Source organism: Pseudactinotalea sp. Z1732 (assembly GCF_049724975.1).
Lineage (GTDB): Bacteria > Actinomycetota > Actinomycetes > Actinomycetales > Beutenbergiaceae > CALKWS01.
Window position 1 is genome coordinate 267904 of record NZ_JBMPQC010000002.1, and the last position, 15245, is coordinate 283148.

A 15245-nucleotide genomic window follows, 5' to 3' on the forward strand; every position below is an offset into this window, starting at 1 on the left:
GATCCGGCTCGGCCGCCCGTGGCGGGCATCACCGTGGCCGGCCCCGGCCTGGATGCGAGAATACCCAGGTGAATCCCTTGCAGATCGGCTCCATCACCGTGGGCAGCCCGGTGGTGCTGGCACCGATGGCCGGCGTGACCAATGCGCCGTTCCGTGCGCTGTGCCGCCGGGCCGGCGCTGCCGGGATCCCCGAGGGTGCCGCACTGCCGGGTCCGGCACCGGCCGGGCTGTACGTGGCCGAGATGCTTACGTCCCGCGCACTGGTGGAGCGCACTCCCGAGTCGATGCGCATCATCTCCCACGACGCCGGTGAGGCGGTGCGCAGTGTCCAGCTCTACGGGGTGGATCCGGCCACTGTGGGGGCGGCGACGCGGATGCTGGTCGAGGAGGACCTTGCCGATCACATCGACCTGAACTTCGGCTGTCCGGTTCCCAAGGTGACCCGCAAGGGCGGCGGTGCGGTGCTGCCATGGAAGTCCGAACTCTTCGGGGCGATCGTCACGGCCGCCGTGCGCGCCACCGAGGGCAGCGATGTGCCGGTCACGGTGAAGATGCGGATGGGCATCGACGCCGAGCACCTGACCTACCTCGATGCCGGGCTGCGCGCCCAGGACGCCGGTGTGGCCGCGGTGGCACTGCACGGGCGCACCGCCGCCGACCACTACTCCGGCACCGCCAACTGGGACGCGATCGGAGCACTCAAGGAGGCCGTCACCGACATTCCGGTGCTGGGCAACGGCGACATCTGGTCAGCGCAGGACGCGCTGGCGATGGTGGCCCACACCGGCTGCGACGGGATCGTGGTCGGGCGCGGCTGCCAGGGCCGGCCGTGGCTGTTCACCGACCTGGTGGCGGCCTTCGCCGGCTCATCGGTGCGTCGCCGCCCCGGCCTGGCCCAGGTGGCCACGACGATCCGGGAGCACGCCGAGCTGATGGTGACGCACTTCGGTGATGAGGGTAAGGCCCTGCGGGAACTGCGCAAGCACATGGCCTGGTACCTCAAGGGTTACGTGGTGGGAGGCCCGGTGCGGGCCGCGTTCGGTCTGGTGTCCTCCCTCGCCGAACTGGACGACCGGCTCGCTGCACTGGACCTGGACCAGCCCTATCCCGGCGCCGGGGCGGAGGGGCCGCGCGGGCGCGCCGGCACCCCGAAGGTCCCGCACCTGCCGCAGGGTTGGCTGGACTCCCGGCACCTGGATGAGGAACTGCGAGCCCTGCTGGAGCAGGCCGAACTGGGCGTCTCCGGCGGCTGAGCCCCTCCGTGCTCGCCCGCCCGAGTGCGCGGTGGCTCGCGGTACGCCTCAGTGCTACCCGTCGTCGTCCGCCGGCCGGGGGATGACCGCCCAGACCGCCTCGTCCGGGCCCACGTCGTCGCCTCCGCCGGATGCGAGCAGGACCTCCAGGTCCGTGGGGAGCGGAACGGCCCGCTCGCCCAGATTCACCAGGACCACCACCTCGCGGTTGGTGAAGACCAGCAGATCACCTTCGTTCGCCGGCAGCCCATCCACCCAGGCCAGCGACCCCGAGCCCAATCGCCAGTCACGACGGATCCGGAGTGCGGCGCGCACCAGCTCATAGGTCGAGGACGGGTCACCCTTCTGCATATCGGCCGCCAACGCGGCGAATGAGTCGGGCTGGGGCAGCCAGGTGGCGCCGGTGGGGGAGAAACCGTACCCGGGAGCGTCGGAGCGCCAGGGCAGCGGGATCCGGCACCCGTCCCGGCCCACGACCCGCCCATCGGTGCGCGCGAAGGTCGGGTCCTGGCGCACCTCGCCGGGCAGATCGGTGTGCTCGGGAAGGCCGAACTCCTCGCCCTGGTAGAGGTAGGCCGAGCCCGGCAGCGCCAGCATCAGCAGCAGCCCGGCCCGTGCGCGCCGCAGACCGAGTTCGCCATCGGGCTGTGGGTCGCCCGCGCCGATCCCATTGGGACCCTTGCCGGTCACGGACAATCCGAGCCGGCTGGCGGCACGGACCACGTCATGATTGGAGAGAACCCAGGTGCAGGGTGCTCCGACGGCGTCGAGTTCGAGCAACGAGGTCTGGATGCTCTGCCGCAACGACCCGGCCCGCCAGGGGGTGGTGAGGAACTGGAAGTTGAACGCCTGGTGCATCTCATCGGGGCGGACATACCGGGCCAGCGCGCGATCGTCCTCGACCCACGCCTCGGCGATCAGCACTCGCTCCGGACCGTACTCGGCCAGCACCTCACGCCAGGTGCGGTAGATCTCGTGCACGCGGGGCTGGTCCCACATCGGAGCCTGCTTGCCGGCAGGCTCGGCGCTCTCCTCGGCGCTGATCATCGTGCGGTGGCCCTCCCACTCCGGGAACGACTGATCCTTGATCAGACCGTGAGCCACATCCACCCGGAACCCGGCCACACCTCGGTCCAGCCAGAACCGCAGCACGTCGATGAACTCGCCGCGGACATCCTCGTGCTCCCAGTTCAAGTCCGGTTGGTGGGAGTCGAACAGGTGCAGGTACCACTGCCCCGGACTTCCGTCGGCCTCGGTGATGCGGGTCCAGCCGGGTCCGCCGAACACGCTGCCCCAGTTGTTCGGGGGCTCGGCCCCATCGGGCCCGGTCCCGTCGCGGAAGATGTACCGGTCCCGCTGCGGTGAACCCGGCGGTGCCGCCAGGGCCTCGGCGAACCAGGGGTGGGCGTCCGAGGTGTGGTTGGGCACCAGGTCCACGATCACCCGCAGGCCCAACTGGTCGGCGCGGGCGATGAGGGCGTCCATATCCGACAGCGTGCCGAGCTGGGGGTGCACCGACCGGTAGTCGGCCACGTCGTAGCCGCCGTCGTGCTGGGGGGAGGGGTAGAAGGGTGACAGCCACGCCGCGTCCACGCCGAGGCGGGCCAGGTGGTCCAGCCTGCCGGTGATCCCCGGCAGGTCCCCGACGCCGTCGCCGTCGGAGTCGGCGAAGGAACGGGGGTAGATCTGGTAGATGACGGCGTCGCGCCACCATCCCGGGGCCTGGTCGGCCCGGTGCACGAGGGTCGTGGTCGTGGCGGCGGCGACGTGCGAAGCGGTGACCATCGGCCCAGTCTCACCCGTGACAGGCGGTGATGCCAATCTGTGCCGCGACCTCGGGCGACCGCGCTGGGTGCTGGGCTATTGGGCGTTCGCCGCGGCAGCGCTGATGGAGTCCACGTACTCCTCCAGCCCCCAGGTCAGGGACAGGGCAGTGGGCGGGGACATCGCCGCGATCAACTGATCACCGGTGATGTGGGCGACGGCGCCGCGCTGGACCGCCGGGATGACCTGGGCGTAGGACTGGTCCAGGAACGTCTGTACCTCCTCGCCGGTGGAGGCGTAGTTCACCAGGATGTCGGCGTCGATCGCGTCGGTGCTCTCATAGGACAGGGCGTAGACGAACGACTCCCCACCACCGTCCAGTTCCTCCACCGACGGTGCGCTGGTCAGGCCGAGGTCGAGCAGGAAGTCCACCCTGGAGTCAGCCGGCTTGTACACGTAGAAGGTGCCGCCGACGTCCCATATCGCTGCCACGGTCAGTCCCTGCAGTTCCGGGTGCTCCTGGGTGACGGCGGCCAACGTGCCGTCCAGTTCGGTCACCAGATCCGCGGCCTCGCCCGGCATGGACAGGGAGGTGCCGACGATCTCGATCACCTCGCGCCACGGGGTCGTCCAGGGCTGGTCCGGGTAGGCCACGGTCGGGGCGATCTCGGACAGGATCTGGTACTGCTCCTCGGTGAGGCCCGAGTAGGGGGCCAGGATCAACTCGGGACTGAGCGCGTCGATCTCCTCGTACGCCGGTTCCTCCACGTTCGCGGGCACGATCGCGGGCTCGGCGCCGAGGTGCGCGAGTTCCTCGTTCACCCAGGGCAGCAGGCCGTTGTCGTCCACGGCGTAGGTCTGTGCCTCGATACCCACCGGGACCACCCCGAGTGCGAGCGCGGCCTCGGTGGACCCCCAGCCCAGGGTGACCACGTCGCTCACCCCGGCCGGAACCTCGGTGCGACCAAAGGCGTGGTCGATGCTGACCGGCGCCCCGTAGCGGCCGCCATCGCCGGTGCCTGCGGTGCCGGCGGCTCCGCCTGCTCCGTCGCCGGTGCCGGCGGAGGAACCGCAGGCGGACAGGGCGAGGGTGGCAGCAGCGAGAACGGCCAGGAGCGAGCGTCGGACCACGAGATCTCCACATCCATCGAAAGTTAGGTGAGGCTAACCTAATGTCAAGTGTGCGGCGGTGACAAACCGGTACCGCTCATCGATGGAATCGTCCGATCGGGACCACCATCGGGGTGCCGCAGACCGGGTCCGGCACGATCCGGGCACGCAACCCGAACGCGTCGGCGACCACCTCGGCGGTGAGTACCTGGTCCGGGCTGCCGATCGCGTGCACCCGCCCTGCCCGCATCACCACCAGGTTCTCGGCGTAGCGGGCGGCCAGGTTCAGGTCGTGCAACACCATCACCACCGTGCCGCCCCGTTCCCGGTTCACTGCCGCCAGCAGGTCCAGTACCTCCAGCTGGTGGGTGACGTCGAGGAAGGTGGTGGGTTCATCGAGTAGCAGGATGTCGGGATCCTGAGCCAGCGCCATGGCGATCCAGACGCGCTGACGCTGCCCGCCGGAGAGCTCATCCACACGCCGCCCGGCCAGCCCCTGCGTCCCGGTGGCTTCCAGTGCGGCGGTGACCACGTCGTCGTCGGCCGCGTTCGGCTGCCCGAACCATCCCTGGTGCGGATGGCGACCCCGGGCGACCAGGTCGGCGACCGTGATGCCCTCCGGAGCCGTGGGGCTCTGCGGCAGGATCCCGATCGTGCGCGCGACCTGGCGGGAGGGCAGTTCGTGCAGGGCCCTGCCGTCCAGGGTGATCGCACCGGACGCGGGGCGCAGCAGACGGGCAAGTCCGCGCAGCAGCGTGGACTTGCCGCACCCGTTGGCGCCGACGATCGCGGTGACCGCCCCCCGGGGAACAGTCAGGTCCAGGTCGGTGATCACCCGGCGGCTGTCGTATGCCAGGCTCAGCGCACTCGCGCGCAGGTCATGGCCGCTCTTGTGGTCGGTGGTGCTCATGCGCCTCGCTCCCCGGCGTCGTCGGTGGCCAGCAGCCACAGCAGGTACGGGGCGCCGACGGCACCGGTGACGATCCCGACGGGTGCCTCGAGGGACCCGATCAGGTGGGTGGCAGCGAACTCACCACCGAGCACCACGGCGGCCCCCACCAGCGCCGCCGCCCCCAGTGCGAGGCCACCGGAGGGTAGCAGCCGGCGCGCGATCGGAGCCGAGACGAACGCCACGAAGGCCACCGGACCGGCGAATGCGGTGGCACTGGCGGCCAGGCCCACCCCCACCACCAGCACCAGCAGACGTGCCGGTTCCACGCGTACCCCCAGACCGCCCGCCATCTCATCGCCGAGTTGCAGCGCCTGCAGGCCTCGCGCCGCTAGGCCCACCAGCGGCAGCAGGGCGCCGACCAGCACCGCCAGCACCGCGATGTCGTTCCAGCGGGGGGTGCCGATGCTGCCGACCATCCAGACCAGTGCGGTGCGAACGTCGGCGACCTCGGCGCGGGTGAGTAGGTACCCGATGCCGGAGTTGATGGCGAAGGCGAAACCGACCCCGATCAGCACGAATCGGAACCCGGTCACCCCGCCACGCCAGGCGAGCAGGTAGATCGCGGCCGCCACCGTTGCGGCACCGCCGAAGGCGAACAGACCCACCGTTGCTCCGGTCAGGCCCAGCGCCATGATCGCAAAGGCCGCGGCAAGGCTCGCACCGCCGGAGACCCCGAGGATGTCCGGGCTGGCCAGCGGGTTGCCCAGGACGGACTGGAACAGCGCCCCGGCCAGACCGAGCGCCACGCCGACCAGGGCCGCCAGCACCACCCGTGGCAGCCGCAGCCGTCCGATCAGGAAGGAGGAGTCCCCGCTCCCGGCACCGAGGGCCGTGGCGAGGTAGTCCAGGACCGCACCGGTGTGACCGCCCCAGGTCAGGCTGGCCCAGGCCAGGGTCAGGACGAGGGTGGCCAGGATCGCGGTCACGATCAGGGTGCGCCGACGTCGGGCCCGGCGCACCCCGGCCAGCACCGTCCCGGCTGGGGCGGGGGGAGCCGGCGGATCCGGGGTGGCGGCCGGCGCCGCGGGCGCGGTCACAATCCCGCCAACCGGGCGCGGCGGACGATGGCCACCATCACCGGGGCCCCCACAAGGGCGACCACCAGCCCGGCCTCGAGTTCGCCGGGCCCGGCGATCAGGCGCCCGAGCACGTCGGACGCCAGCAGGAGCGCAGGGCCCACCAGTAGGGCGTAGGGGAGGATCCAGCGGTAATCCGGGCCCGTGAACGGGCGGATCAGGTGTGGAACCACCAGCCCCACGAACACGATCGGTCCGGCCAGCGCTGTAGCGCCGCCGGCCAGCAGCACCACACCCAGCACAGCCAGTGCCCGCGCGCGAGCGATGTGCAGACCGAGGCCGCGGGCAAGGTCATCACCCATCGAGAGCAGGTTCAGCCACCGCCCGCACGCCAGGACCAGCACGCCACCCACGGCCAGGAACGGTGCCAGGGTGGTGATGACGTCGCCTCCGGTGCTGCTGCCGCGTCCGGCCAGCGAGCCCACCGCCCAGAAGCGGTACGTGTTGGTGGCGGTGGTGGAGGACAGCAGCAGCAGGGTCAGGATCGAGGTGATGCCGGCGGTCAGTGCCACCCCGGCCAGCGCCAGGGTGACCGGGGTGGCGCCCCGGGGCCCCAGGGCCCCGATACCGTAGACCACCACGGTCGCCGCTGCCGCACCGGCGAAGGCGAACCAGAGGTAGTTCGAAGGGCTGGTGATCCCGAACAGGGTGATGGCCAGCACCACGAACAGCGAGGCCCCGGCGTTGACACCCAGCAGGCCGGGATCGGCCAGCGGGTTGCGGGTGATGCCCTGCATCACGGTGCCGGCCAGCCCCAGCGCGGCCCCGACCAGCAGTCCCACGATGGTGCGGGGCAGCCTCTGGTCCAGCACCACCGCGTGGTCGGCCGCGCCGGCCACCGGGTCCAGCAGTGCCTCCCATACGGTTCCCAGCGCCACCTCCCGGGCACCCAGCGCCAGGCTCGCGGCACACACGATGAGCAATAGCACGACGGCAACGCCCAGGCCGAGGAGACGGCGGCGGGTAGGGACTGCGGTTGCGGGCGCCGGGGTGGGCGCCCTGGTCAGGGTCCTGGTCATGGCTGGTGCCGGAGCCGCGCGCTCAGCGTGCCCCTCACTGGGACTCGCTGCGTCCCTGGCGCCAGTAGCCCATGAACGCCACCCGGCGCCGGCATACCCCGGCCTCGGAGACGAGCATCCGGCGTAGCGTCTTGATCATCCCGGCCTCACCGGCGAACCAGGCGTAGAAGTCCGAGCCGCAGCGCTGACCGCGCCCGCAGGTGTCGACCGGTTGGAGCTGGAGCACGGGGGAGTCCCAGAGTAGCTCGGTGTCGACGTCGACGTCCTCCAGTGCCTGGCCGACCACGGCACGAGCATCGTCGACGACCGCCGCGTGTGCGGCGACCCAGGAACGCACGGCCGGGAGGAGGTGCTCGCCGTGCCCGGCCCCGTCGCGACCGAGCCAGGTGATCTGTGCGTGGTCGCCGTGGTCGACGTCCAGGAAGTCCCCTTGCCCGGGCACTTCGATGAAGGCGCGGGCGCGCTTGTCCGCCGCCAGATCCTCCAGGATCGAACAGATCGCCGGAGCGGCGGTCTCGTCCCCGGCGAGCAGCAACTCGGTGGCCGTTCCGGGTGCCCAGTCCGCTCCGGTCGCATACTGGCGGGAGCGGGCATCGGGACCGACGACGACGACGCGGTCGCCTCGCGCGGCCTGTTGCAGCCAGCGCGAAGCCGGTCCGGCGTCGCCGTGAATCACCATGTCCACGTCGATCTCGGCCGCGTCGGGGCGGACCGCCCGGATGGTGTAGGTGCGCAGCGGACTGCGCCGCTCCTGGGGTGCCTCGCGCCAGTGTTCGTACCAGGTGCCGGCCATGGCGATCCCCGCATCGTCGGCCCCGACGTCGGTCAGGTGGCCATCGGCCAGCGGGAACAGAATCTTGATCCGCTGGTCCTGGCCGTAGGTGCCGAACCAACCGATCTGCGCACCGGTGAACGTCACCCGGCGGAAATGCGGTCCGAGCGTGCGTACGTTCGTCACCTCGGCGGCGAAGGGCCGGTACGCCGGCCGGTCGTCGCGGGTGAGGATCTCCTGGATGCCGCGTGCGGTTGTCCCGGCCGCTTTTTGTAAGGCAAGCATTACCTAAGTAGACCATCGAGGCCGCGCCGCGCGCCACCCTGGTGGACCGGCGGCCGCCCGCGATGCACGTCCGGTCGATCGGCCACCGACGATGGACGCTACCAATGCCACTCAATGACCTACCCAAGTGCTGGGCAATGAGCGTCCCAGCCTGCGCTAGTCAAAGGTCAACCCGTCCTCAAGTTTCCCGCTCATATGTTTCAACCCCGTAACGGTTTTGAGGTACTCTCGAGCAATGTCCTGCACATCAGTGGCGATGAGCGTGACCGCTCTGTGCCGCACCAGAATGCGCCTCCGGCCGCATCGGCCGAGGGGTGGGAACCGGCGTGCCGGCGCCGAATCACACCGTTTGTGCCACCGCTTGGTGGCTCATACGGTGGTCTGCGGTTCTGACAAGTCGGTGTCACCGGTTCCGCTTCGCACGTCTGGGTGCGTTGGGCAGGCAGGCACCACATCGAGAGGAGCACGATGAAGAACACTTCGCGCCGAATGATGGCGCTCACTGCCACCGCGGCCGCGGCCACGCTGGCCTTGGCGGCTTGCGGCAACGGCGATGGTGACGGGCTCGACGATCCGCCCCCGGTCCCCGGTCAGGAGGACGAGGGCAACGGCGACGAGAACGGCGACGCGAACGGCGATGGCGGCACCCTGGCGGAGTTGCAGGAAGCCGGTTCGATCTCCGTCGGGTTCGCCGGCGAGGAGCCCTACAGCTACACCGACGACAGCGGGGAACTCACCGGTGCCACGATCGCGCTGCACCGCGAGGTCTTCGCTTCGATGGGCATCGAGACGGTCGAGGGCACCGAGGTGGACTGGGACGCCCTCATCCCCGGCCTGAACGCAGGTCGCTTCGATGCGGTCTCCGCCGGTATGTCGATCCTGCCCGAGCGGTGTGAGCAGGCGTCGTTCTCCAACCCAGAGATCATGTACACCACCGCGTTCATGGTGCCTGAGGGGAACCCGAACGACCTGCACGACATGCAGGACGTTCAGGAAGCCGGGGTCACCTTCGCCGCCATGAACGGTGCGGTCGAGGAGTCCTACGCCCAGGCCCTGGGCATCGACTTGATGACGGTGAACACCCCGCAGGACGGGATGGACGCTGTGGTCTCCGGCCGCGCCGACGTCTACGCCCTCACCGGCATCTCGCTGCGCGCCATGGCGGAGAACAACCCCGACCAGCCGGTCGAGGTGACCGAGGCGTTCGAGGCCGTGGTCGACGGTGAGATCCAGGTGGGTGCCGGCGCGACGGTGTTCCGTGACGCGGACACCGATCTGCTGGACGCCTACAACGAGGCTGCCGCGGAGATCATCGGCGACCCGGCGGAGTTCGAGCGGGTGCTTGGCCCGTTCGGCTTCACCGAGGCCGAGCGGCCCACCGATGAAGTCAGCACTGAGATGCTCTGCGAGGGTGATCTGCCCACCGTCGAGGAATGATCGGTGCAAGACTTTCTTGATTCGTTCGTCTCGGCGGCGCCGCGCCTCTGGGAGGGCACAGTTGTCACACTGCAGCTCTCCGTGGGCGGCGCCGCCGTGGCGTTCTTCGTTGCCTGTCTGCTGGGCGTCGCGGCGAACAGCAGGTTCATCATCGTGCGCACTCTGGTGCGGATCGTCGTGGAGTTCTTCCGCGGGACCTCGCTGGTCGTGCAGATGTTCTTCCTGTTCTTCGTCCTGCCGATGCTCGGGATCGAGTGGGCCTCCCTGACCACCGGGATCATCGCCCTGGGCCTGAACTACGGGGCCTACGGTTCCGAGGTGGTGCGCGGCTCGCTCAACGCCGTTCCCAAGGGTCAGTGGGAGACCACCACCGCGCTGTCGATGTCCTGGTGGAACAAGATGCGCCGGGTCATCTGGCCGCAGGCCTGGGCCCTGATGCTCCCCGGGTTCAACAACCTGCTGATCATGCTCATCAAGGGCTCGTCCCTGGCCGGGTTCATCTTCCTGCAGGACCTGTTGTTCATCACCCAGCAGGTGCGCCGCACCATGGATACCGCCACCGCATTCGGCCTGAGCCTGGTGATCTACTTCCTGATCTCGCTGGCCTGTTCGGCGGTGCTGCGGTGGATGGAACTGCGTGCCCAGCGCAAGCTCGGGCTGAAGGAGAGCAAGAAGCCGCGCACCGATAAGGCACTGGCGGGAGGGGGAGCAGCATGATCTGGAATACCCAGTTCGCGCTGGATGTGCTTCCCCCGCTCCTGGAGGCCTTCGTCCGGGTGACCCTGGTCGTGACGGTGGTCGGTTCGCTCGCCGCTGCGGTGCTCGGTCTCATCTGGGCGATCGCCCTGCGCAGCCTTCCCTACATACCTGCCAAGATCCTGAGTTGGATCCTGGACTTCATCCGGATGACCCCACTGCCGGCGCAGTTGCTGTTCCTGTACCTGACGGTGTCGACGCTGTCAGCGATGCAGGTCGGGATCATCGTCATCGGGATCCACTACTCCACCTACATGGCCGAGTCCTACCGCTCCGGGATCGAGTCGGTCCCCAAGGGGCAGTGGGAGGGTGCGACGGCCCTGTCGTTGCCGCAGAGCCGTACCTGGCGTGCGGTCATCATGCCGCAGGCAATCCGGGCGACCATCCCGTCCCTGGGTAACTGGGCGATCGCGATGTTCAAGGACACACCGTTCCTCATCTTCATCGCGGCCCCGGAGATGGTCACCGTGGCACGGAACATCGGTGGGACCACCTTCCGGTACGTCGAACCCCTGACCATCGCCGGACTGATCTTCCTCGCGGCGAGTTATCCCACGGCCATCCTCATGCGCAGACTGGAGAAGCGACTTGCGTACTAATGACCCCATGATCAGATTCGAGGACGTCGTCAAGAAGTTCGGTGACACCACCGTGCTCAGCGATCTGAACTTCGACGTGGCCAAGGGCGAGCGCGTGACGCTCATCGGTCCCAGTGGCTCGGGCAAGACCACCATCCTGCGCCTGGTGATGACCTTGGAGCACCTGACCGGGGGGTACATCTACATCGACGGTGACCCGCTGACCCATGAGGAACGCAACGGCCGTCGGGTGGAGCGTCGGCCCAAGGACATTTCCAGGATCCGGCGCCGGATCGGCATGGTCTTCCAGCAGTTCAACCTGTTCCCGAACATGCGGGTCATCGACAACATCATCGAGGCGCCGGTGCACGTGCTCGGCAAGTCCAAGGAGGAGGCCATCGATCAGGCTTACGGCCTGTTGGACCAGGTGGGGCTCAAGCACCGGGCCGAGGCGCACCCCTTGCAACTCTCCGGTGGTCAGCAACAGCGGGTGGCGATCGCGCGTGCCCTGGCGATGAACCCCGAGATCCTGCTGCTGGACGAGGTCACTTCCGCGCTCGACCCCGAACTGGTGGGCGACGTGCTCGCGGTGCTGCGTGAGATCGCCGACAACACCGACATCTCGATGCTCATCGTGACCCACGAGATGCAGTTCGCCCGCGATGTGTCCCAGCGGGTGATGATGTTCGACGGTGGCAAGGTCGTGGAGGAGGGCCACCCGGACAAGATCTTCACCAACCCCGATCACGAGCGCACCAAGACCTTCCTGCAGGCGATCCTCTGATCCCGCCCGGCGGAGCCGGGCCCGGATGGACGGCGTAGGGTGATGGCGTGTTCGATCTGCCCGTTGGCCGGTACCGGCTGTATGACCATGAGCGGTGGTACGCCGAGGCACCCAAGTCGGCGCACCGCTCGGACTTCGAGCGGGACCGCGCCCGGATCGTGCACTCCTCGGCGCTGCGACGCCTCGGTGCCAAGACCCAGGTGCTGGGGCCGGGCACCGACGACTTCGTCCGCACTCGCCTGACCCACACCCTCGAGGTAGCCCAGGTGGGCCGGGAGCTGGCCTACAACCTGGGCTGCGACCCGGACGTGGTCGACGCCGCCTGCCTCTCCCACGACCTGGGGCACCCCCCGTTCGGTCACAACGGCGAGAACGCGCTGCACGAGGTCGCTGCCGATATCGGGGGCTTCGAGGGCAACGCCCAGACCCTGCGGCTGCTGACGCGCCTGGAACCCAAGACGTTCACCCGGGAGGGGCGCGCGGTGGGGTTGAACCTCACCCGAGCGAGCCTGGATGCCTCCACCAAGTACCCCTGGTTCTCCGGCGAGGGACCGGCGGGTGAGTCGGGCGGCCCGACCCGCAAGTTCGGTGCCTATGCCGATGACGCCGAGGTGTTCGCCTGGATGCGGGGGGACTCCCCGCCCGGGCGCCGTTGCATCGAAGCCCAGGTGATGGACCTGGCCGACGACATCTCCTACTCCGTGCACGACGTGGAGGACGCGGTGGTGAACGGCCGCCACGACCTGGACCAGTTGCGTCAGGAGGGCATGCGGGAACGTCTGATCGACCAGATCCACGACTGGTACGGCCGAGCCACCAGCGCCGATGACCTCTATGCCGCGATCGAATCGCTGTCGGCGATGCCGTACTGGGTGGAGACGTTCGACGGGACCCGGCGGGGTCTGGCCCGACTGAAGGACATGACCTCGCAACTGATCGGGCGTTTCGCGGTGGCGGCGGCTCGGGCCACCCGGGCCACCTTCGGCCAGGGCGACCTGGTGCGCTACGACGCCGACGTGGTGGTACCCGACCAGGTCCTCGCCGAGATCACGGTGCTGAAAGGGATCGCGGCGATGTTCGTGATGGCCCCACGTGAGGACGAACCGTTGTACGGGCGTCAACGCCAGATCGTCACCAACCTCGTCCAGGAGTGCTCGAGCCGCCCCGAGGCGACCCTGGAGCCCCCGTTCCTCGCCGACTACCGGGAAGCCGACGACGACGCAGGGCGGTTGCGCGCGGTCGTGGATCAGGTGGCCTCTCTCACCGACGTCTCCGCCCTGGAGTGGCACGCGCGCCTGTGCGAGTCGGACAGCCGCCCGTGACCCGCACCCGGTGAGCGGGCGCCGGGATCGCGGTCGGCCGGTGATCGCCTCGCCCGTGGTGCCGGTCGCCAGCGCCTAGACTCGGGATCATGGCCGGCCTGATCAGACGTGAGGACATCGCGTCCGTTCGTGAAAAGGCCCGGATCGAGGAGATCGTCGGCGCTCACGTCACCCTGAAGAGCGCCGGGGTCGGGTCGATGAAGGGCTTGTGCCCCTTCCACGACGAACGCACCCCCTCCTTCCACGTACGCCCGCAGCTGGGACTGTGGCACTGCTTCGGGTGTGACGAGGGCGGTGACGTGATCTCGTTCGTGCAGAAGATCAACCACCTGCCCTTCGGCGAGGCGGTCGAGCACCTCGCCTCGGTCACCGGGGTGGAACTGCACTATGAGGACGACGGCGGACCGCGCCGCCCGCGGGAGGAGCCCGGCCGGCGCCAGCGGCTGCTGGAGGTGAACCGCACCACCGAGCAGTTCTACGCCGAGCAGCTCGGCTCACCCGAGGCGGGGACCGCGCGACGGTTCCTGGCCGAGCGCGGCTTCGACCAGGCTGCTGCGACACAGTTCGGCGTGGGGTATGCCCCCAAGGGATGGGACAACCTGTCCCGTCACCTGCGCCAACGCGGTTTCATCGAGGCTGAGCTGACCGCATCCGGGGTGGTCTCGGCCGGGCAGCGCGGAAGTTACGACCGGTTCCGGGGCCGGCTCATCTGGCCGATCCGGGACACCACCGGCGCCACGGTGGGGTTCGGTGCCCGCAAGCTCTATGACGACGACCCCGGCCCGAAGTACCTGAACACCCCCGAGACGCCCCTGTACAAGAAGAACCACGTGCTCTACGGCATCGACCTGGCCAAGAAGGCGATCGCCACCCAGCGTCAGGTGGTCGTTGTGGAGGGCTACACCGACGTGATGGCGATGCACCTGGCCGGCGTCGGCACCGCGGTGGCCACCTGCGGCACCGCGTTCGGCGTCGATCACATCCGCGTGGTGCGTCGCATGCTCGGCGACACCGCCGATGCCGCGGCCGGGTTGATGCTGGCCACCGGATCGCGTGGGGGAGAGGTGATCTTCACCTTCGACGGCGACGAGGCCGGCCAGAAGGCAGCACTGCGAGCCTTCGGTGAGGACCAGCGGTTCGCCTCCCAGACGTTCGTGGCGATCAGCCCGGAGGGCATGGACCCGTGTGACCTGCGCCTGGAGCGGGGTGAGGCCGCGGTGCGGGACCTGGTGGCCGAGCGTGAGCCATTGTTCGAGTTCGCGATCCGATCGGTGCTGCGGCGGCTGGATCTGAGCACCGCCGAGGGCCGAGTGCAGGCGTTGCGGGCCGCAGCCCCGGTGGTGGCGCGGATCCGGGACCTTGCCCTGCGTTCGGAGTACGCGCGTTCGTTGGCGGGATGGCTCGGGATGGAGGAGACCTCGGTGCGCCGGGCGGTGACCCAGTCCCAGCGGCAGGGTGCCGGCGGTGACGGGGGTGGCACACCGGCCGAGCGCGACCCGCAGCGGCAGCGCCAACGCCCGGGCCTGGACCCCGAGGCCGCCCAGCGCACCGGCACCCGGTCAGCGCCCAGCACCGATCCGGTGGCCCGCCTGGAGCGGCAGGTGCTGGAGGTGGTGCTGCAGTTACCCCAGCACATCACCGACCTGGGCTTCGACGACCTGTCGCCGGACACGTTCGTGGTGCCGGCCCACCGGGCGGTCCACGACGCGATCCGGGCCGGTGGCGGCCTGGCCGAGTACGTCCAGGTAGCCGCCGCGGCCGGAGGAGGCGCCGATGGCGAAGCGCGGGCCGCTGCGGCGTGGGCGGAGCGGCTGCGCGAGGCCAGCGGACCCCCGGTGGACGGACTCGTGACGGAGTTGGCGGTGTCCCCGCTGCCGGAGGACCGCCCCGGAGCGCTGGCCTCCTACGCCAGGGGCGTGGTGGTGGCGTTGTTGCGGATGGGGATGACCCGCCGCATCGCCGAGGCCCGCGGCGCCCTGCAGCGCACCGCCCCGGAGGACCCCTCCTACGCCCAGCAGTTCGCCGATCTGGTCGAGTTGGAGAACGCTCGCCGGGCTCTGGAGACTCAGGGCTGAGCACCACAGTACCGCCGCCCAAAGGTGGGTCGGGCACCCGGTGATCTTCGCCGTCGTCCGCT

13 protein-coding genes are annotated in these 15245 nt (G+C 69.6%); 7 read left to right on the forward strand and 6 right to left on the reverse strand.

What is annotated here, in order from left to right; all coding sequences use genetic code 11:
* Nucleotides 1-68 precede the first annotated feature (68 nt).
* Nucleotides 69-1253 carry a tRNA dihydrouridine synthase DusB gene (gene dusB, locus ACPL7H_RS05040; protein ID WP_424795991.1) on the forward strand — a complete coding sequence of 395 codons (1185 nt, stop codon included), beginning with the start codon at nt 69-71 and terminating at the stop codon, nt 1251-1253.
* A gap of 54 nt (nt 1254-1307) precedes the next feature.
* Here dusB and ACPL7H_RS05045 read toward each other — a convergent pair whose 3' ends face one another.
* From ACPL7H_RS05045 to ACPL7H_RS05070, 6 genes are all read right to left on the reverse strand, one after another.
* Nucleotides 1308-3038, reverse strand: a complete 1731-nt coding sequence (locus tag ACPL7H_RS05045; RefSeq protein WP_424795992.1) for an alpha-amylase family glycosyl hydrolase — start codon at nt 3036-3038, stop codon at nt 1308-1310.
* 75 nt (nt 3039-3113) lie between these two features.
* Nucleotides 3114-4148 carry an ABC transporter substrate-binding protein gene (locus ACPL7H_RS05050; protein ID WP_424795993.1) on the reverse strand — a complete coding sequence of 345 codons (1035 nt, stop codon included), beginning with the start codon at nt 4146-4148 and terminating at the stop codon, nt 3114-3116.
* A gap of 76 nt (nt 4149-4224) precedes the next feature.
* A complete protein-coding gene (locus ACPL7H_RS05055) occupies nt 4225-5037 on the reverse strand; it encodes an ABC transporter ATP-binding protein (protein ID WP_424795994.1) in 813 nt (270 codons plus the stop codon).
* Nucleotides 5034-6116 (reverse strand): FecCD family ABC transporter permease, encoded by a 1083-nt coding sequence (locus tag ACPL7H_RS05060; protein ID WP_424795995.1) that lies wholly within the window; start codon nt 6114-6116, stop codon nt 5034-5036. Before ACPL7H_RS05060 ends, ACPL7H_RS05055 begins: the two co-directional genes overlap by 4 nt.
* Complete coding sequence (locus ACPL7H_RS05065) at nt 6113-7174, reverse strand: FecCD family ABC transporter permease (RefSeq protein ID WP_424795996.1); 1062 nt, start codon at nt 7172-7174, stop codon at nt 6113-6115. Before ACPL7H_RS05065 ends, ACPL7H_RS05060 begins: the two co-directional genes overlap by 4 nt.
* 34 nt (nt 7175-7208) lie before the next feature.
* Nucleotides 7209-8231, reverse strand: a complete 1023-nt coding sequence (locus ACPL7H_RS05070; RefSeq protein ID WP_424795997.1) for a siderophore-interacting protein — start codon at nt 8229-8231, stop codon at nt 7209-7211.
* A 468-nt stretch (nt 8232-8699) separates the two neighbouring features.
* On the opposite strand from ACPL7H_RS05070, the gene ACPL7H_RS05075 reads away from it, so the two are divergent.
* From ACPL7H_RS05075 to dnaG, 6 genes are all read left to right on the forward strand, one after another.
* Entirely contained in the window at nt 8700-9668 is a 969-nt protein-coding gene (locus ACPL7H_RS05075; protein ID WP_424795998.1) for a transporter substrate-binding domain-containing protein, read from the forward strand.
* A gap of 3 nt (nt 9669-9671) precedes the next feature.
* Nucleotides 9672-10385 (forward strand): ectoine/hydroxyectoine ABC transporter permease subunit EhuC, encoded by a 714-nt coding sequence (gene ehuC / locus ACPL7H_RS05080; protein WP_424795999.1) that lies wholly within the window; start codon nt 9672-9674, stop codon nt 10383-10385.
* On the forward strand, nt 10382-11023 hold the full coding sequence (gene ehuD / locus ACPL7H_RS05085; RefSeq protein ID WP_424786170.1) for an ectoine/hydroxyectoine ABC transporter permease subunit EhuD: 642 nt from the start codon (nt 10382-10384) through the stop codon (nt 11021-11023). Before ehuC ends, ehuD begins: the two co-directional genes overlap by 4 nt.
* 7 nt (nt 11024-11030) lie before the next feature.
* Nucleotides 11031-11786, forward strand: a complete 756-nt coding sequence (ehuA, locus tag ACPL7H_RS05090) for an ectoine/hydroxyectoine ABC transporter ATP-binding protein EhuA (protein ID WP_424796000.1) — start codon at nt 11031-11033, stop codon at nt 11784-11786.
* 47 nt (nt 11787-11833) lie between these two features.
* Nucleotides 11834-13108, forward strand: coding sequence for a deoxyguanosinetriphosphate triphosphohydrolase (locus tag ACPL7H_RS05095; protein WP_424796001.1), 1275 nt, complete (start codon nt 11834-11836; stop codon nt 13106-13108).
* A gap of 89 nt (nt 13109-13197) precedes the next feature.
* Nucleotides 13198-15183 carry a DNA primase gene (dnaG, locus tag ACPL7H_RS05100; RefSeq protein WP_424796002.1) on the forward strand — a complete coding sequence of 662 codons (1986 nt, stop codon included), beginning with the start codon at nt 13198-13200 and terminating at the stop codon, nt 15181-15183.
* The last annotated feature ends 62 nt before the right edge of the window (nt 15184-15245 follow it).